We start from the raw sequence: 18,394 nt of genomic DNA, 5'->3' as shown, positions 1-18,394 counted from the left end.
GGAGCGACAGACGAAAAAAAACCGCCTGCAAAGAGGCGGTTATCATGGTTACAGCTCGTGGTGCAGGTAATCGCTCATTCGCGAGAACACCCCGCCTTTATTGATGCTTTCGAGGGTGACCAGCGGATAGTGCCCCACCACCTTGTCGCCGTCATACAGCGAAATCTCGCCGACCCGCTGGTTGGCGGCGATCGGCGCCTCCAGATCCTTCTTATCCAGCACATATTTCGCTTTAATCCGCGACACTTCCGCCTTCGGCAGCGCTAACCAGAAATCCTGATCGGTGCCGAGCTTAATCTGCTCTTTATCGCCGTACCAGATGCGTTCGGTGCCGACCTTCTGGCCTTTCTGCAGCACCTGCACGGTGTCAAAGTTCTGCTGCCCCCAGTGCAGCAGTTTAGCGGCCTGCTGCTCGCGGCCTTTCGGACTGTCCGCCCCCATCACCACGGCGATCAGCCGGCGCTGGCCATCCACCGCCGAGGCGATCAGGTTGAACCCGGCGCCCGAGGTGTGGCCCGTTTTCAGGCCATCGACGTTCATGGTTTTATCCCACAGCAGACCGTTACGGTTTTGCTGGGTGATCCCGTTCCACGTCAGGCTTTTCTGGCTGTACATGTGGTAGACGTCAGGTTCGCCATGAATAATCGCCCGCGACAGCACCGCGAGGTCATAGGCAGAACTGTGCTGGCCCGGGGCGTCGAGGCCGTGGACGGTTTCGAAATGGGTGTCCTGCAGGTGCAGTTTTTCGACATACTGATTCATCAGGGCGACAAACTGCGGCTGGCCGCCGGCGACATAATCGGCCAGCGCGACGCAGGCGTCGTTACCCGAGTCGACAATCAGCCCACGGCTGAGGTCGCGGACGCTGACCCGATCCCCTGGTTTTAAGAACATCAGGGATGACCCGTCGAACACCGGGTTGCCCTTCGCCCAGGCGTCTTTACCCACGGTGACGATGTCGTCAAAGGTGATACGATGGCTGTCGATGGCGCGATCGACCACGTAGCCGGTCATCAGTTTGGTCAGACTGGCAGGATTGCGCTGCTGATGTTCGTTACCCGCGGTCAGGACCTGACCGGTGGTGTAATCCATCAGCACCCAGGAGCCAGCCTGAATAGCCGGTGGCGCGACCGTAGCAGGGAAGTCGACGGCAAATGCGCAGGAAACGCTCGAAGCGAGCAAAGATACAGCAATAAACAAACGGCCTTTCAACGGCATATCCTCTAGATTTACAGATCCGCCGTCCTTTTTACGGAACTTCGCGTTTCATATCAGGGTTTAATTGCAAGAAAATATGACACAGCAGAGGAAGTTGCTTGCCGTTACCCTTCTGATGACCGGGCAAATCGTTTACCATACCGGTCGCACGCCACCACGGATAATGAACAGACTATGCAAGATAGCGTCAACCAGCCCGGATTTTTATTCCACGATTATGAAACCTTCGGCACCAGCCCTTCCCTCGACCGGCCGGCGCAGTTCGCCGCCATCCGCACCGACGCGGAGCTGAACGTGATCGGCGAGCCCGAGGTGTTTTACTGCAAGCCCGCTGACGATTATCTGCCGCAGCCGCAGGCGGTGATGATCACCGGGATCACCCCGCAGGAAGCGCTGGCCAAAGGGGATAATGAGGCCGCGTTTGCCCGCCGCATCCACGATCTGTTCACGGTGCCGCAAACCTGCATCGTCGGCTATAACAACGTGCGCTTTGATGACGAAGTGACGCGGAATATCTTCTATCGCAACTTCTATGACCCTTATGCCTGGAGCTGGCAGCACGATAACTCGCGCTGGGATCTGCTCGACGTGATGCGCGCCTGCTATGCCCTGCGTCCGGAAGGGATCACCTGGCCGGAGAATGACGAGGGTTTGCCCAGCTTCCGGCTTGAACATCTGACCGTCGCCAACGGTATTGAACACCAGAACGCCCATGACGCGATGGCCGATGTGTACGCCACCATCGCCATGGCGAAGCTGGTGAAAACCCGGCAGCCGCGGCTGTTTGATTATCTCTACAGCCACCGCAATAAGCGCAAGCTGGCGACGCTCATCGACGTGCCGCAGATGAAACCGCTGGTGCATGTCTCCGGCATGTTTGGCGCCGCGCGCGGCAACACCAGCCTGGTGGCGCCCCTGGCCTGGCATCCGGAAAACCGCAATGCGGTGATTATGGTCGATCTGGCGGGCGATATGGCGCCGCTGCTGGAGCTCGATGCCGATGCCTTGCGCGAGCGGCTTTACACCCCGCGCGCCGAGCTTGGCGATCTGCCGGCGGCGCCGATCAAGCTGGTGCATCTCAATAAATGTCCGGTGCTGGCTCAGGCCAATACCCTGCGCCCGCAGGATGCCGACCGGCTGGGGATCTCCATTCAGCGCTGTCTGGAGAATGCCCAGCTGCTGCGGGCGAATCCGCAGGTGCGCGAGAAAGTAGTGGCGGTCTATGCCGAAGCCGAGCCGTTCGTGCCGTCCGAAAACGTCGACGCCCAGCTTTACAATGGGTTCTTTAGCGATGCCGACCGCGCGGCGATGAAAATCGTGCTGGAAACCGAACCGCGCAATCTGCCGGCGCTGGATATTACCTTCGCCGATAAGCGTATCGAACGCCTGCTGTTTAACTATCGGGCGCGCAACTTCCCCGGCACGCTCGATGAACATGAGCAGCAGCGCTGGTTAGAGCACCGTCGTCAGGTGTTTACGCCAGAGTTTTTGCAGGCCTATGCCGATGAGCTGCAGATGCTGTATCAACAGTATGCGGATGATAAAGAGAAGCTGGCGCAGCTGAAGGCGCTGTGGCAATACGCACAGGATATTGTCTGATTGGCTGACATTCCCGGGTTGCGGCTAACGCCTTACCCGGGCTACAAACTGTATCAGCAGTATGCGGATGATAAAGAGAAGCTGGCGCAGCTGAAGGCGCTGTGGCAATACGCACAGGATATTGTCTGATTGGCTGACATTCCCGGGTTGCGGCTAACGCCTTACCCGGGCTACAAACGATGGCTGGACTCGTAGCCCGGGTAAGACGCCTCGCGTCGCCCCCGGGAACGTTGCTTAGCTTTTCGCGCGGCTGGCGATGATTTCATCCGCCACATTACGCGGCGCTTCCGCGTAATGGTGGAACTCCATGCTGTAGGTTGCCCGTCCCTGAGACATCGAGCGCAGCGTGGTGGAATAACCAAACATCTCCGCCAGCGGCACGTCGGCGCGGATGATCTGGCTGCCGAAGCGCTCTTCCATCCCCTGCACCATCCCGCGACGGGAAGAGAGATCGCCCATAATATTCCCGGCGTACTCTTCCGGCGTCTCCACCTCGACGTGCATCACCGGCTCAAGGATCACCGGATCCGCTTTGCGCGCGCCTTCCCGGAAGCCAAAGATCGCCGCCATGCGGAACGCCATCTCCGAGGAGTCCACGTCGTGGTACGACCCGAAGGTCAGGGTCGCTTTCACGTCAACCACCGGATAACCCGCCAGCACGCCGGTGCCCATCGCTTCGCGCAACCCTTTCTCCACGGAAGGGATGTACTCGCGTGGCACCACGCCGCCTTTGGTGGCGTCCTCGAAGACGAAACCGCTGCCCGGCTCCAGCGGCTCCAGGGTCAGCACGACGTGCCCGTACTGCCCTTTGCCGCCGGACTGGCGCACAAATTTGCCTTCCACGTCCGTCACTTTCTTGCGCAGGGTTTCGCGGTAGGTGACCTGCGGACGACCAATGTTGGCCTCGACGCCAAACTCGCGCTTCATCCGGTCGACAATGATCTCCAGATGCAGCTCGCCCATGCCGGAGATAATCGTCTGGCCAGACTCTTCATCGGTATGCAGACGGAACGACGGATCTTCCGCCGCCAGCCGCTGCAGCGCGATGCCCATTTTCTCCTGATCCGCTTTGGTCTTCGGCTCGATGGCCAGCGAAATCACCGGCTCCGGAAACTCCATCCGTTCGAGGGTAATGATCGCATCCGGATCGCACAGCGTATCACCGGTGGTCACATCCTTCAGCCCAACGCAGGCCGCGATATCCCCGGCGTGCAGTTCGTCAACTTCATGGCGGTCGTTGGCCTGCATCAGCACGATACGCCCGATGCGCTCTTTCTTGCCCTTCACCGGGTTCCACACCGCATCGCCTTTCTTCAGCGTCCCGGAGTAGACGCGGATAAAGGTCAGCTGGCCGACGTAGGGGTCGGTCATCAGTTTAAACGCCAGCGCCGACAGCGGCTCATCGTCGCTCGGATGGCGTTCCGCCGGCTGGCCTTTCTCATCAACGCCTTGTATCGCCGGAATATCCAGTGGCGACGGCATCAGCTCCACCACCGCATCGAGCATGCGCTGCACGCCTTTGTTTTTAAAGGCGCTCCCGCAGAGCACCGCCTGGATTTCCCCCTTCACCGTGCGCTGGCGCAGACCGGCAACGATCTCCGCCTCGTCCAGCTCGCCGGTTTCCAGGTATTTATCCATCAGCGCGTCGCTGGCTTCCGCCGCCGCCGAGACCATTTTCTCCCGCCACTGCTGTGCCGTCGCCAGCAGATCGTCAGGAACGGGGCCATAGCTGAAGGTCATGCCCTGGGTGGCGTCATCCCACAGGATGGCGCGCATTTTCACCAGATCGACAACGCCGGTGAAATGCTCTTCGGCGCCAATGGGGATCACAATCGGCACCGGGTTAGCCTTCAGACGGTCGATCATCATCTGCACCACGCGGAAGAAGTCCGCGCCGGGGCGGTCCATCTTGTTGACGAAGGCCAGCCGCGGAACGTGGTATTTATTCGCCTGGCGCCAGACGGTCTCCGACTGGGGCTGCACCCCGCCGACGGAGTCATACACCATCACCGCGCCGTCGAGCACGCGCATGGAACGTTCCACCTCAATGGTGAAATCCACGTGCCCCGGGGTGTCGATGATATTGATCCGGTGCGGCTCGAAGCTGCGGTCCATACCCGGCCAGAAGCAGCTTACCGCCGCCGAGGTAATGGTGATCCCGCGCTCCTGCTCCTGGGCCATCCAGTCGGTGGTTGCCGCGCCATCGTGTACTTCACCCAGCTTATGGCTCATCCCGGTGTAAAACAGGATGCGCTCGGTGGTGGTGGTTTTACCGGCATCGATATGCGCGGAGATACCGATGTTGCGATAACGTTCGAGGGGGATGGGTCGGGGCATGATGCGTCCTTAGTCGTTTTGACTGTCAGTCTGCGGTCGGAATGATCCGCAGTTCATTTAACTGCCGCCTATCATAGTACAACTGTACGAGTATATTCGAACTATTTTTGCTATTATTATGATTGGTCAGGTTGCGGCGGCGCGCGTGGCATCAGAACCGGAGTTTGGGTATAGTAGCCGCCAGCCGCCGATATGGGCTGCGGCTGCCATGCGCCGCGCCACCGCCGACACAGGATTATTATGATCGCCAATCACCCCGAACGAGAACAAATTCGCCTGGAAAATGTCCTTTCCGCGCTCGGTAACCCACTGCGACTGGAGATCATCCGCACGCTGGCCGACGGCAGCGAGCTGAGCTGCAACGCTCTGCGCCAGGAAGAGGTGGCCAAGTCCACCATGACCCACCACTGGCGCGTCCTGCGCGACAGCGGTGTGATCTGGCAACGGCCTCAGGGACGGGAGAACATGATTTCGCTGCGCCGGGAAGATCTGGACGCCCGTTTTCCCGGCCTGCTGGATACGCTGCTGAACGTGATGCAGCAGCCGTGAATCGCTAACCGACAGCCTACTCCTCTCCCGCCAGCCGCTGATACTGCCTGAAACGGGCCCGGGCATCGTCCTCCGTTTGCCGGAACAGCGCGTCCGCCAGATCCGGCGTGGTTTTATGCAGCGCGGCATAGCGCACCTCGCCGAGCAAAAAGTCGCGGAAACTCTCTTCCGGCTCTTCGGAGTCCAGTATAAACGGCGTTTTGCCCTCGGCTTCCCGCTGCGGATGATAGCGCCACAGGTGCCAGTATCCCGCCTCCACCGCCCGCTTCGCCTCGCGCTGACTGCAGCGCATCCCGGCTTTCAGGCCGTGGTTGATACAGGCGGCATAGGCGATCACCAGCGACGGTCCCGGCCAGGCCTCGGCCTCGGCGATGGCCCGCAGGGTCTGATCTTTATCGGCGCCCATGGCGATCTGGGCAACGTAAACATTGCCGTAGCTCATCGCCATCATGCCGAGATCTTTTTTACGCGTGCGTTTCCCCTGAGCGGCAAATTTGGCGATCGCCGCCACCGGGGTCGATTTGGACGACTGGCCGCCGGTGTTGGAGTAGACCTCGGTATCAAACACCAGAATATTGACGTCTTCCCCACTGGCCAGCACATGATCGAGGCCGCCAAAGCCGATATCGTAGGCCCAGCCGTCGCCGCCGAAGATCCACTGCGAACGCCGGACGAAATAGTCGCGGTTCTGCCAGAGCTGCTCCAGCAGCGGGACGCCCTCTTTTTCCGCCGCCAGCAACGCACTGAGGCGGTCCGCGCGCTCGCGGGTCCCCTCCCCCTCATCCTGCTGCGCCAGCCACTGCCGCATCGCGGCGTGAAGCGCGTCGCTGACCGGCAGCGCCAGCGCGGCGGTCAGCTCCTCGGCGATCTGTTGGCGGATCGCCTGGCCGCCAAGCATCATGCCGAGGCCGAACTCGGCGTTATCCTCAAACAGCGAGTTTGCCCAGGCCGGCCCGTGGCCGCGATGGTTGGTGGTATAGGGCATCGAAGGCGCGCTGGCGCCCCAGATCGAAGAGCAGCCGGTGGCGTTGGCGATCAGCATCCGGTCGCCAAACAGCTGGGTGATAAGCCGGGCATAGGGCGTTTCTCCACAGCCCGCGCAGGCGCCGGAAAACTCCAGCAGCGGCGTTTCGAACTGGCTGCCTTTGACCGTCGTTTTGCGAAACGGGTTATCTTTTGGCGCCAGTCCCAGGGCGTAATCCCAGACCGGAGCCATCGCACGCTGGCTGTCGAGGGAGACCATCTGCAGCGCCTTGCCGCGCGACGGGCAGCTCTCCACGCAGTTGCCGCAGCCGGAGCAGTCCAGCGGCGAGATAGCCAGATGATAGTGATAGTCTTTGGCCCCCTGGGCGGGTTTACTCAGCAGCCCGGCGGGAGCCGTGTCCTGCTCTTCAGCGTTCAGTAACGCCGGGCGGATCGCCGCATGCGGGCAGACAAAGGCGCACTGGTTACACTGGGTACAGCCGTCAGGCTGCCAGACCGGCACCTCCAGCGCGATGCCGCGCTTCTCCCAGGCGGCGGTGCCGGAGGGAAAGGTGCCGTCTTCCATTCCGGCGAAGGCGCTCACCGGCAACAGGTCGCCACGCTGGCGGTTCATGGGCTGCAGGATATCGCGGATGAAGTCCGGCATCAGGGCGCTCGCCTGCGGTGCCGGCGCCTCGAGGGTCGCCCAGTGGGCGGGTACCGTCACCCGGTGCAGCGCCGCCATCCCCAGCTCGATAGCCCGCTGGTTCATCTCAATGACGCTCGCCCCTTTGCTGCCATAGCTTTTCTCCACCGCCTGCTTGAGATAGTCTGCCGCCGTTTGTGGATCGATAATCGCCGTCAGCTTAAAGAACGCCGCCTGCATCAGCATGTTAAAGCGCCCACCGAGGCCCAGCTCGCGGGCAATGTCCACCGCATTAAGGGTATAAAAGTCGATCTTTTCCTGCGCCAGATAGCGCCGGACGCTGACCGGCAGGTGCTGCTCCAGCTCTGCCTCGGACCAGCTGCAGTTGAGCAGAAAGGTGCCTCCCGGCTTCAGCCCCTCCAGCAGGTCGTAGCGGTCGACATAGGATTGCTGAGAGCAGGCGATAAAATCGGCCCGGTGGATCAGGTAGGGCGAGGTGATCGGCCGATCGCCAAAGCGCAGGTGCGAAACGGTGATCCCTCCGGACTTTTTCGAGTCGTAGGAAAAGTAGGCCTGGGCGTAGAGTGGCGTGTTATCGCCGATGATCTTGATGGCGCTTTTGTTCGCCCCGACGGTGCCGTCCGAGCCCATCCCCCAGAATTTACAGGCGGTGATCCCGGCATGGGAGACCGCCAGCGGTTCCTGCCGGGCGGGCAGCGAGGTAAAAGTGACATCATCGACAATACCCAGGGTAAATCCGTCCTTCGGCAGCGGCTGCCTGAGGTTGTCAAACACCGCGGCGATATCGTTGGGCAGCACGTCCTTACCGCCGAGCGCGTAGCGGCCGCCGACGATCAGCGGCGCATCGTCGCGTTGATAGAAGGCGTTCTTGACGTCGAGGCACAGCGGTTCCGCCTGCGCCCCCGGCTCTTTGGTGCGGTCAAGGACGGCAATACGCTGCACGCTGCCGGGCAGTTGCGCGAAAAAGTGCGCCAGCGAGAACGGCCGATAGAGATGGACGCTGAGCAGCCCCACCTTCTCCCCCGCCGCATTCAGCGTCTCCACCACCTCCTGGACGGTGTCGCACACTGAGCCCATGGCGATAATCACCCGCTCGGCATCCGGCGCGCCGTGGTAATTAAACAGGTGATATTCCCGCCCGGTCAGCGCGGTGATCTTCGCCATATAGCTTTCCACCAGATCGGGCAGCGCGAGGTAGAAGCGGTTACCCGCCTCCCGCTCCTGGAAGTAGATATCCGGATTTTGCGCGGTGCCGCGGATCACCGGATGATCCGGGTGCAGCGCCTGCCGACGAAAGCGCTCCAGCGCCGGGCGGTCCAGCAGCGTCGCCAGTTGCTCATACGCCAGCACCTCAATCTTCTGTATTTCGTGCGAGGTGCGAAAGCCGTCGAAAAAGTTGATAAACGGGATCCGCCCGGCGATCGCCGCCAGGTGCGCCACCGCCGACAGGTCCATCACCTGCTGAACGTTATTCTCCACCAGCATGGCGCAGCCGGTCTGGCGTACCGCCATCACGTCCTGATGGTCGCCAAAAATATTCAGCGAATTGGTCGCCAGCGCCCGCGCGCTGACGTGAAAAACACCCGGCAGCAGTTCACCGGCAATTTTGTACAAATTGGGGATCATCAGCAGCAGCCCCTGCGACGCGGTGTAGGTGGTGGTGAGCGCTCCCGCCTGCAGCGCGCCGTGCACCGCCCCGGCGGCACCGGCTTCGGATTGCATTTCCATCAGGCGCACCGGCTGGCCAAACAGATTCTTTTTCCCCTTAGCGGCCCATTCATCGACATTTTCCGCCATCGGCGTGGAGGGGGTGATGGGGTAGATGGCCGCCACGTCGGTAAAGGCGTAGGAGATCCAGGCCGCCGCCGTGTTGCCATCCATTGTTTTCATGTTTCCGGACATCGTTCAATCCTCAAAGGTGAGCGTTCTCTTTACCGCGGCAGCCCGCGGCAAACCCTGTCACCTCTCCAAGCACAGCCTGTGCCAGCTCGCGAATTGCCGCCTGTCACTCATCAATTCAACAGGTTAAGGGAAGAAACGCGCAGGCCCGTCCGGCGGGATTGCGGGGAATAAGACACTGTGCGCGACAAGCTGTTGAACAGGTGACAAAGCGCCGCGCCGGGCCCGTGGCGGGAAATTGTTCTGTTTCGCACATTTGGTAGCGTTATTGTGCCGTTTGCTCAGCCTCCCGGCGCGGCTGCTTTACAAAAAACCATTATTTATCAAATAACTGAGCAAAAATTCGCAGCTGGTACGTTCCCTGCACTTCTCTGCTGGCAAACACTCAACAACAGGAGAAGTCACCATGACCATGCGTCAATGCGCTATCTACGGTAAAGGCGGTATCGGTAAATCCACCACCACCCAGAATCTCGTCGCGGCCCTCGCCGAGATGGGTAAGAAAGTGATGATCGTCGGCTGCGATCCGAAAGCGGATTCCACCCGTCTGATCCTCCACGCTAAAGCCCAGAACACCATCATGGAGATGGCGGCGGAAGTGGGCTCGGTCGAGGATCTGGAGCTCGAAGACGTTCTGCAAATCGGCTATGGCGATGTCCGTTGCGCCGAATCCGGCGGCCCGGAGCCAGGCGTCGGCTGCGCCGGACGCGGGGTGATCACCGCCATCAACTTCCTCGAGGAAGAAGGCGCCTATGAAGAAGATTTGGATTTCGTCTTCTATGACGTCCTCGGCGACGTGGTCTGCGGCGGCTTCGCTATGCCGATCCGCGAAAACAAAGCCCAGGAGATCTACATCGTCTGCTCCGGCGAGATGATGGCGATGTATGCCGCCAACAATATCTCCAAAGGGATCGTGAAGTACGCCAAATCCGGCAAGGTGCGCCTCGGCGGCCTGATCTGTAACTCGCGCAAAACCGACCGGGAAGACGAACTGATCATCGCCCTGGCGGAGAAGCTTGGCACGCAGATGATCCACTTCGTTCCCCGCGACAACATTGTGCAGCGCGCGGAGATCCGCCGGATGACGGTGATCGAGTACGACCCGACCTGTCAGCAGGCGAATGAATATCGTCAACTGGCGCAGAAGATCGTCAATAACACCAAAAAAGTGGTGCCGACGCCGTGCACCATGGACGAGCTGGAATCGCTGCTGATGGAGTTCGGCATCATGGAAGAAGAAGACACCAGCATCATTGGTAAAACCGCCGCTGAAGAAAACGCGGCCTGAGCACAGGATCCTCACCATGACCAACGCAACAGGCGAACGTAACCTTGCGCTCATCCAGGAAGTCCTGGAGGTGTTTCCCGAAACCGCGCGCAAAGAGCGCAGAAAGCACATGATGATCAGCGATCCGCAGATGGAGAGCGTCGGCAAGTGCATTATCTCGAACCGTAAATCGCAGCCCGGGGTGATGACCGTGCGCGGCTGCGCCTATGCGGGCTCGAAAGGGGTGGTGTTTGGGCCAATCAAAGACATGGCCCATATCTCGCACGGCCCCATCGGCTGCGGCCAGTATTCGCGCGCCGGACGGCGCAACTACTATACCGGCGTCAGCGGTGTCGACAGCTTCGGCACCCTGAACTTCACCTCTGATTTTCAGGAGCGCGATATTGTTTTCGGCGGCGATAAAAAGCTGACCAAACTGATCGAAGAGATGGAGCTGCTGTTCCCGCTGACCAAAGGGATCACCATCCAGTCGGAGTGCCCGGTGGGCCTGATCGGCGATGACATCAGCGCCGTAGCCAACGCCAGCAGCAAGGCGCTGGATAAACCGGTGATCCCGGTGCGCTGCGAAGGCTTTCGCGGCGTATCGCAATCGCTGGGCCACCATATCGCCAACGACGTGGTGCGCGACTGGGTGCTGAACAATCGCGAAGGGCAGCCGTTTGCCAGTACCCCGTACGATGTTGCCATCATTGGCGATTACAACATCGGCGGCGACGCCTGGGCCTCGCGCATTCTGCTGGAAGAGATGGGGCTGCGCGTAGTGGCGCAGTGGTCCGGCGACGGCACCCTGGTGGAGATGGAGAACACCCCATTCGTTAAGCTTAACCTCGTCCACTGCTACCGTTCGATGAACTATATCGCCCGCCATATGGAGGAGAAACATCAGATCCCATGGATGGAATATAACTTCTTCGGCCCGACCAAAATCGCCGAATCGCTGCGCAAGATCGCCGATCAATTTGATGACACCATTCGCGCCAATGCGGAAGCGGTGATCGCCAAATATGAGGGGCAGATGGCGGCCATCATCGCCAAATATCGCCCGCGGCTGGAGGGGCGCAAAGTGCTGCTGTACATGGGGGGGCTGCGACCGCGCCACGTCATCGGCGCCTATGAGGATCTCGGGATGGAGATCATCGCCGCCGGCTACGAGTTTGCCCATAACGATGATTACGACCGCACCCTGCCGGACCTGAAAGAGGGCACCCTGCTGTTTGACGATGCCAGCAGCTATGAGCTGGAGGCCTTCGTCAAAGCGCTGAAACCTGACCTCATCGGCTCCGGGATCAAAGAGAAATATATCTTCCAGAAAATGGGGGTGCCGTTCCGCCAGATGCACTCCTGGGACTATTCCGGCCCCTATCACGGCTATGACGGCTTCGCCATCTTTGCCCGCGATATGGATATGACCCTGAACAATCCGGCGTGGAACGAACTGACTGCCCCGTGGCTGAAGTCTGCGTGATTGCCCCTTCACTGTCCCGTCAGTCCACCGATTTGTGGCGCGGGAGGAGAACACCATGAGCCAAACGATCGATAAAATTCACAGCTGTTATCCGCTGTTTGAACAGGATGAATACCAGACCCTGTTCCAGAATAAAAAGACCCTTGAAGAGGCGCACGACGCGCAGCGTGTGCAGGAGGTTTTTGCCTGGACCACCACCGCCGAGTATGAAGCGCTGAACTTCCAGCGCGAGGCGCTGACCGTCGACCCGGCCAAAGCCTGCCAGCCGCTCGGCGCCGTACTCTGCGCGCTGGGGTTCGCCGGCACCCTGCCCTACGTGCACGGCTCCCAGGGCTGCGTCGCCTATTTTCGCACCTACTTTAACCGCCATTTTAAAGAGCCGGTCGCCTGCGTCTCCGACTCCATGACCGAGGACGCGGCGGTGTTCGGCGGCAACAACAACATGAATCTGGGCCTGCAGAATGCCAGCGCGCTGTATAAACCCGAGATTATCGCCGTCTCCACCACCTGCATGGCCGAGGTGATCGGCGACGATCTGCAGGCGTTTATCGCCAACGCCAAAAAAGAGGGATTTGTTGACGACAGCATCGCCATTCCTTACGCCCATACCCCCAGCTTTATCGGCAGCCATGTCACCGGCTGGGACAATATGTTCGAAGGGTTCGCGAAGACCTTTACCGCTGACTACGCCGGGCAGCCGGGCAAACAGCAAAAGCTCAATCTGGTGACCGGATTTGAGACCTATCTCGGCAACTTCCGCGTGCTGAAGCGGATGATGGCGCAGATGGATGTCCCGTGCAGCCTGCTCTCCGACCCATCAGAGGTGCTCGACACCCCCGCCGACGGCCATTACCGGATGTACGCCGGCGGCACCAGCCAGCAGGAGATCAAAACCGCGCCGGACGCCATTGACACCCTGCTGCTGCAGCCGTGGCAGCTGGTGAAAAGCAAAAAGGTGGTTCAGGAGATGTGGAACCAGCCCGCCACCGAGGTGGCCGTTCCGCTGGGCCTGGCCGCCACCGACGCCCTGCTAATGACCGTCAGTCAGCTGACCGGCAAACCGATCGCCGACGCTCTGACCCTGGAGCGCGGCCGGCTGGTCGACATGATGCTGGATTCCCACACCTGGCTGCATGGCAAAAAATTCGGCCTCTACGGCGATCCGGATTTCGTGATGGGGCTGACGCGCTTCCTGCTGGAGCTGGGCTGCGAGCCGACGGTGATCCTCAGTCATAACGCCAATAAACGCTGGCAAAAAGCGATGAAGAAAATGCTCGATGCCTCGCCGTACGGTCAGGAAAGCGAAGTGTTCATCAACTGCGACCTGTGGCACTTCCGGTCGCTGATGTTCACCCGTCAGCCGGACTTTATGATCGGTAACTCCTACGGCAAGTTTATCCAGCGCGATACCCTGGCAAAGGGCAAAGCCTTCGAAGTGCCGCTGATCCGTCTGGGCTTTCCGCTGTTCGACCGCCATCATCTGCACCGCCAGACCACCTGGGGCTATGAAGGCGCAATGAACATCGTCACGACGCTGGTGAACGCCGTGCTGGAAAAACTGGACCACGACACCAGCCAGTTGGGCAAAACCGATTACAGCTTCGACCTCGTTCGTTAACCATCAGGCGCCCCGCCGCAGGCGGGGCCAGGAGGGAGTATGCCCATCGTGATTTTCCGTGAGCGCGGCGAGGCGCTGTATGCCTATATCGCCAAACAGGATCTGGAGGCCCGGGTGCTCCAGGTCGAACATGACGAGACGGACCGCTGGGGCGGCGCGATTGCCCTCGAAGGGGGACGTCGCTACTACGTCAATCCGCAGCCGGGGCGACCCGTCTTCCCGATAAGCCTGCGCGCCACCCGCAGCACGCTGCTATAAGGAGCTGGAAATGTCCGACAACGATACCCTTTTCTGGCGTCTGCTGGCGCTGTTCCAGACGCTGCCGGAGCTGCAGCCGGTGCAAGTCGTCGACTGGCTGGCGCAGGAGTGCGGCGAAACGTTGACCCCGGCACGGTTAACCACCCTGACGCAGCCTCAGCTGGCCGCCAGCTTTCCTTCGGCGACGGCGGTGATGTCCCCGGCCCGCTGGGCGCGGGTCATCGCCTGCCTGCAGGGGGTGCTGCCCGGCCATTTGCGCATCGCCCGCCCCCCTCAGCGAACGCCGCAGCTGCGGGTCGCATTTTGCTCGCAGGATGGCCTGGCCATCAATGGTCATTTTGGCCAGAACCGGCTGTTTTTTATCTATGCCTTCGATGACCAGGGCGGCTGGCTGGCGGATCTGCGCCGCTATGCGTCTTCTTCTGCGGCGTCGGACGCCAGCGAGATGCGCGCCAGGCTGCTGGAGGATTGCCATCTGCTGTTTTGTCAGGAGATTGGCGGGCCTGCCGCCGCGAGGTTGATCCGCCATCAGATCCATCCGATGAAAGCGCCGCCGGGCACGACGATTCAGGCTCAGTGCGACGCGGTAAGCGCGATGTTGGCCGGTCGGCTGCCGCCGTGGCTGGCGAAGCGCCTCAACCGGGATAACCCTCTGGAGGAACGTGTTTTTTAATCGTTGCGTTTTGCTTGTTGCCCGCCGACCCCGCGGGCCTTTTTTTGCCCCCGCAGGGAACATTCTTTCAGCAAGGCAAGCGCCGCAGGACAGGGACAAAAGTAACAGCCGGGGGTTGGGCGCATCAGGAAAATTGGCGAGAACGCAGGCGCGCATCCAGGACTGGCCGCCAGGACGGCGGCCAGAGGGCGGTCGAGACAAGGATGTCGAGTCCGCCCGTTCCGCCAGATGAAGCCGGAGTGGAGCGGACCGCGCAGCGGCAATTTTCAGCGCCATGCTGGGGGTCATGGGGGGCGGGCGAAACGCCCCCCATGCCGTTCACCCGCAGAGGGCGCAATGAAATAGTGAGGAAGGTCGGTGAACGGAATATTCCACCTTATCGACCCTTCCCGTCATTCGCCAATATGCGGCAATACTGTCGCGGTAAATCCAGTTATCAGCGCGATAAATCATGCCTTCCCCCTGTTTGATTGTTGCCTTTGTCGCAAAACCCACAACCCTTTTCCCTTAAAAATCAACCTCCCTCTCCCTGGAGCGCGAATTGCATCACCTCTCCGGTCTCCCACCGTCAACGAGGTCACTATGAAGGGAAAGGAAATTCTGGCGCTGCTGGACGAACCCGCCTGCGAGCACAACCAGAAGCAAAAATCCGGCTGCAGCGCCCCTAAGCCCGGCGCTACCGCCGGCGGTTGCGCCTTCGACGGCGCGCAGATAACGCTCCTGCCCATCGCCGACGTCGCGCACCTGGTGCACGGCCCCATCGGCTGCGCGGGCAGCTCGTGGGATAACCGCGGCAGCGTCAGCGCCGGCCCGGCCCTCAACCGGCTCGGCTTTACCACCGATCTTAACGAACAGGATGTGATTATGGGCCGCGGCGAGCGCCGCCTGTTCCACGCCGTCCGTCACATCGTCGACCGCTATCATCCGGCGGCGGTCTTTATCTACAACACCTGCGTACCGGCGATGGAGGGGGATGACCTGGAGGCCGTCTGCCAGGCCGCACAGACCGCCACCGGCGTCCCGGTCATCGCCATTGACGCCGCCGGTTTCTACGGCAGTAAAAATCTTGGCAACCGAATGGCGGGCGACGTGATGCTCAGGCAGGTGATTGGCCAGCGCGAACCGGCCCCGTGGCCAGACAACACGCCCTTTGCCCCGGCCCAGCGCCACGATATCGGCCTGATTGGCGAATTCAATATCGCCGGCGAGTTCTGGCAGGTCCAGCCGCTGCTCGACGAGCTGGGGATCCGCGTCCTCGGCAGCCTCTCCGGCGACGGCCGCTTTGCCGAGATCCAAACCCTGCACCGGGCGCAGGCCAATATGCTGGTGTGCTCGCGCGCGCTGATCAACGTCGCCCGGGGGCTGGAGCTGCGCTACGGCACGCCGTGGTTTGAAGGCAGCTTCTACGGGATCCGCGCCACCTCCGACGCCTTGCGCCAGCTGGCGGCGCTGCTGGGGGATGACGACCTGCGCCGCCGCACCGACGCGCTAATCGCCCGCGAAGAGCAGGCGGTGGAGCAGGAGCTGGCGCCGTGGCGCGAGCAGCTCCGTGGGCGCAAAGTGTTGCTCTACACCGGCGGCGTGAAATCCTGGTCGGTGGTCTCGGCCCTGCAGGATCTCGGCATGACCGTGGTGGCCACCGGCACGCGGAAATCCACCGAGGAGGACAAACAGCGGATCCGTGAGCTGATGGGCGACGAGGCGGTGATGCTTGAGGAGGGCAATGCCCGCACCCTGCTCGACGTGGTGTACCGCTATCAGGCCGACCTGATGATCGCCGGCGGACGCAATATGTACACCGCCTGGAAAGCCCGGCTGCCGTTTCTCGATATCAATCAGGAGCGCGAGCACGCCTACGCCGGCTATCAGGGCATCATCACCCTCGCCCGCCAGCTCTGTCTGACCCTCGCCAGCCCCGTCTGGCCGCAAACGCATACCCGCGCCCCGTGGCGCTAGGAGAACACCATGGCAGATATTATCCGCAGTGAAAAACCGCTGGCGGTGAGCCCGATTAAAACCGGGCAACCGCTCGGGGCAATCCTCGCCAGCCTTGGGCTGGCCCAGGCCATCCCGCTGGTCCACGGCGCCCAGGGCTGCAGCGCCTTCGCCAAAGTTTTCTTTATTCAGCATTTCCATGACCCGGTGCCGCTGCAGTCGACGGCCATGGATCCGACCGCCACGATCATGGGGGCCGACGGCAATATCTTCACCGCGCTCGACACCCTCTGCCAGCGCCACAGCCCGCAGGCCATCGTGCTGCTCAGCACCGGTCTGGCGGAAGCGCAGGGCAGCGATATCGCCCGGGTGGTGCGCCAGTTTCGCGAGGCGCATCCGCGCCATAACGGCGTGGCGATCCTCACCGTCAATACCCCGGATTTTTTTGGCTCTATGGAAAACGGCTACAGCGCGGTGATCGAGAGCGTGATCGAGCAGTGGGTCGCGCCGACGCCGCGTCCGGGGCAGCGGCCCCGGCGGGTCAACCTGCTGGTCAGCCACCTCTGTTCGCCAGGGGATATCGAATGGCTGGGCCGCTGCGTGGAGGCCTTTGGCCTGCAGCCGGTGATCCTGCCGGACCTCTCGCAGTCAATGGATGGCCACCTCGGTGAAGGGGATTTTACGCCCCTGACCCAGGGCGGCGCCTCGCTGCGCCAGATTGCCCAGATGGGCCAGAGTCTGGGCAGCTTCGCCATTGGCGTGTCGCTCCAGCGGGCGGCATCGCTCCTGACCCAACGCAGCCGCGGCGACGTGATCGCCCTGCCGCATCTGATGACCCTCGACCATTGCGATGCCTTTATCCATCAGCTGGCGAAGATGTCCGGACGCCGCGTACCGGCCTGGATTGAGCGCCAGCGCGGCCAGCTGCAGGATGCGATGATCGACTGCCATATGTGGCTTCAGGGCCAGCGCATGGCGATGGCGGCGGAGGGCGACCTGCTGGCGGCGTGGTGTGATTTCGCCCGCAGCCAGGGGATGCAGCCCGGCCCGCTGGTCGCCCCCACCAGCCACCCCAGCCTGCGCCAGCTGCCGGTCGAGCAAGTCGTGCCGGGGGATCTTGAGGATCTGCAGCAGCTGCTGAGCCACCAACCCGCCGATCTGCTGGTGGCTAACTCTCACGCCCGCGATCTGGCGGAGCAGTTTGCCCTGCCGCTGATCCGCGTCGGTTTTCCCCTCTTCGACCGGCTCGGTGAGTTTCGTCGGGTCCGCCAGGGGTACGCCGGCATGCGAGATACGCTGTTTGAGCTGGCCAATCTGCTGCGCGACCGCCATCACCACACCGCCCTCTACCGCTCGCCGCTTCGCCAGGGCGCCGCTCCCCAGCCGGCTTCAGGAGACGCTTATGCCGCCCATTAACCGTCAGTTTGATATGGTCCACGCCGACGAGTGGTCGATGAAAGTCGCCTTCGCCAGCTCCGATTACCGCCACGTCGATCAGCATTTCGGCGCCACGCCGCGGCTGGTGGTCTACGGCGTCAAAGCCGACCGGGTCACCCTGCTGCGGGTGGTGGAGTTCCCGGTCGCCAGCGGTCACCAGACCGAGAAGATAGCCGAGCGCATCCACGCCCTTGAGGATTGCGTCACCCTGTTCTGCGTGGCGATTGGCGAGGCGGTTTTTCGCCAGCTGCTGCAGGTGGGCGTCCGCGCCGAACGCGTCCCAGACCAGACCACCATCCTCGGCTTGCTGCAGGAGATCCAACTCTCCTGGTATGAAAAAGCGCAGCGCCGCAGCGCGCGGCAACGCGATCCGCAGCGCTTTAACCGCCTGCTGGAGGAGCCGGCGTGGCGGGAGGAGCCCGACCCGCTCCCCTGATCCTGTCGTTTATGTGACAAAGCCCACAAAACGCCACAACAGTGTCGGCCCT

14 protein-coding genes are annotated in these 18,394 nt (G+C 61.6%); 11 read left to right on the top strand and 3 right to left on the bottom strand.

Annotated elements, in window-relative coordinates:
* Positions 1-48: 48 nt before the first annotated feature.
* Positions 49-1,212 (bottom strand): serine-type D-Ala-D-Ala carboxypeptidase DacD, encoded by a 1,164-nt coding sequence (gene dacD, locus R0140_RS08530; RefSeq protein ID WP_008804139.1) that lies wholly within the window; start codon positions 1,210-1,212, stop codon positions 49-51.
* Positions 1,213-1,392: 180 nt separating this feature from the next.
* On the opposite strand from dacD, the gene sbcB reads away from it, so the two are divergent.
* Both sbcB and R0140_RS08520 read left to right on the top strand, forming a co-directional pair.
* Positions 1,393-2,817 (top strand): exodeoxyribonuclease I, encoded by a 1,425-nt coding sequence (gene sbcB, locus R0140_RS08525; RefSeq protein ID WP_032733314.1) that lies wholly within the window; start codon positions 1,393-1,395, stop codon positions 2,815-2,817.
* Complete coding sequence (locus tag R0140_RS08520) at positions 2,818-2,946, top strand: hypothetical protein (protein WP_254914408.1); 129 nt, start codon at positions 2,818-2,820, stop codon at positions 2,944-2,946.
* Positions 2,947-3,051: 105 nt separating this feature from the next.
* On the opposite strand, the gene fusA is transcribed toward R0140_RS08520, so the two are convergent.
* The gene (gene fusA / locus R0140_RS08515; protein WP_023297933.1) at positions 3,052-5,154 is read right to left on the bottom strand and encodes an elongation factor G; all 2,103 of its coding nucleotides are present in this window, start codon (positions 5,152-5,154) and stop codon (positions 3,052-3,054) included.
* A gap of 240 nt (positions 5,155-5,394) precedes the next feature.
* On the opposite strand from fusA, the gene R0140_RS08510 reads away from it, so the two are divergent.
* The gene (locus tag R0140_RS08510; RefSeq protein ID WP_008804136.1) at positions 5,395-5,703 is read left to right on the top strand and encodes an ArsR/SmtB family transcription factor; all 309 of its coding nucleotides are present in this window, start codon (positions 5,395-5,397) and stop codon (positions 5,701-5,703) included.
* Between the two features lie 16 nt (positions 5,704-5,719).
* On the opposite strand, the gene nifJ is transcribed toward R0140_RS08510, so the two are convergent.
* Positions 5,720-9,235 (bottom strand): pyruvate:ferredoxin (flavodoxin) oxidoreductase, encoded by a 3,516-nt coding sequence (gene nifJ, locus R0140_RS08505; RefSeq protein ID WP_044613653.1) that lies wholly within the window; start codon positions 9,233-9,235, stop codon positions 5,720-5,722.
* 403 nt (positions 9,236-9,638) lie between these two features.
* Here nifJ and nifH point away from each other — a divergent pair, with 403 nt between their 5' ends.
* From nifH to R0140_RS08465, 8 genes are all read left to right on the top strand, one after another.
* A complete protein-coding gene (gene nifH, locus R0140_RS08500) occupies positions 9,639-10,520 on the top strand; it encodes a nitrogenase iron protein (RefSeq protein WP_004203553.1) in 882 nt (293 codons plus the stop codon).
* Between the two features lie 16 nt (positions 10,521-10,536).
* Entirely contained in the window at positions 10,537-11,985 is a 1,449-nt protein-coding gene (nifD, locus tag R0140_RS08495) for a nitrogenase molybdenum-iron protein alpha chain (RefSeq protein ID WP_012541112.1), read from the top strand.
* Between the two features lie 55 nt (positions 11,986-12,040).
* Complete coding sequence (gene nifK, locus R0140_RS08490; protein WP_008804133.1) at positions 12,041-13,603, top strand: nitrogenase molybdenum-iron protein subunit beta; 1,563 nt, start codon at positions 12,041-12,043, stop codon at positions 13,601-13,603.
* Positions 13,604-13,642: 39 nt separating this feature from the next.
* A complete protein-coding gene (gene nifT / locus R0140_RS08485) occupies positions 13,643-13,861 on the top strand; it encodes a putative nitrogen fixation protein NifT (protein ID WP_004203557.1) in 219 nt (72 codons plus the stop codon).
* A gap of 10 nt (positions 13,862-13,871) precedes the next feature.
* A complete protein-coding gene (locus R0140_RS08480; RefSeq protein ID WP_012967614.1) occupies positions 13,872-14,534 on the top strand; it encodes a NifB/NifX family molybdenum-iron cluster-binding protein in 663 nt (220 codons plus the stop codon).
* Between the two features lie 582 nt (positions 14,535-15,116).
* The gene (nifE, locus tag R0140_RS08475; RefSeq protein WP_060619957.1) at positions 15,117-16,490 is read left to right on the top strand and encodes a nitrogenase iron-molybdenum cofactor biosynthesis protein NifE; all 1,374 of its coding nucleotides are present in this window, start codon (positions 15,117-15,119) and stop codon (positions 16,488-16,490) included.
* A gap of 9 nt (positions 16,491-16,499) precedes the next feature.
* Positions 16,500-17,885, top strand: coding sequence for a nitrogenase iron-molybdenum cofactor biosynthesis protein NifN (gene nifN, locus R0140_RS08470; RefSeq protein ID WP_032740069.1), 1,386 nt, complete (start codon positions 16,500-16,502; stop codon positions 17,883-17,885).
* Complete coding sequence (locus tag R0140_RS08465) at positions 17,872-18,342, top strand: NifB/NifX family molybdenum-iron cluster-binding protein (protein WP_008804129.1); 471 nt, start codon at positions 17,872-17,874, stop codon at positions 18,340-18,342. The genes nifN and R0140_RS08465 overlap by 14 nt, the downstream gene beginning before the upstream one ends.
* Positions 18,343-18,394: the final 52 nt, after the last annotated feature.

The sequence above is a fragment of the Klebsiella sp. w6 genome (assembly GCF_033100215.1).
GTDB lineage: Bacteria > Pseudomonadota > Gammaproteobacteria > Enterobacterales > Enterobacteriaceae > Klebsiella > Klebsiella variicola.
Note: the sequence above shows the minus strand (reverse complement) of the source record. Positions and strands in the feature narration are given on the sequence as shown.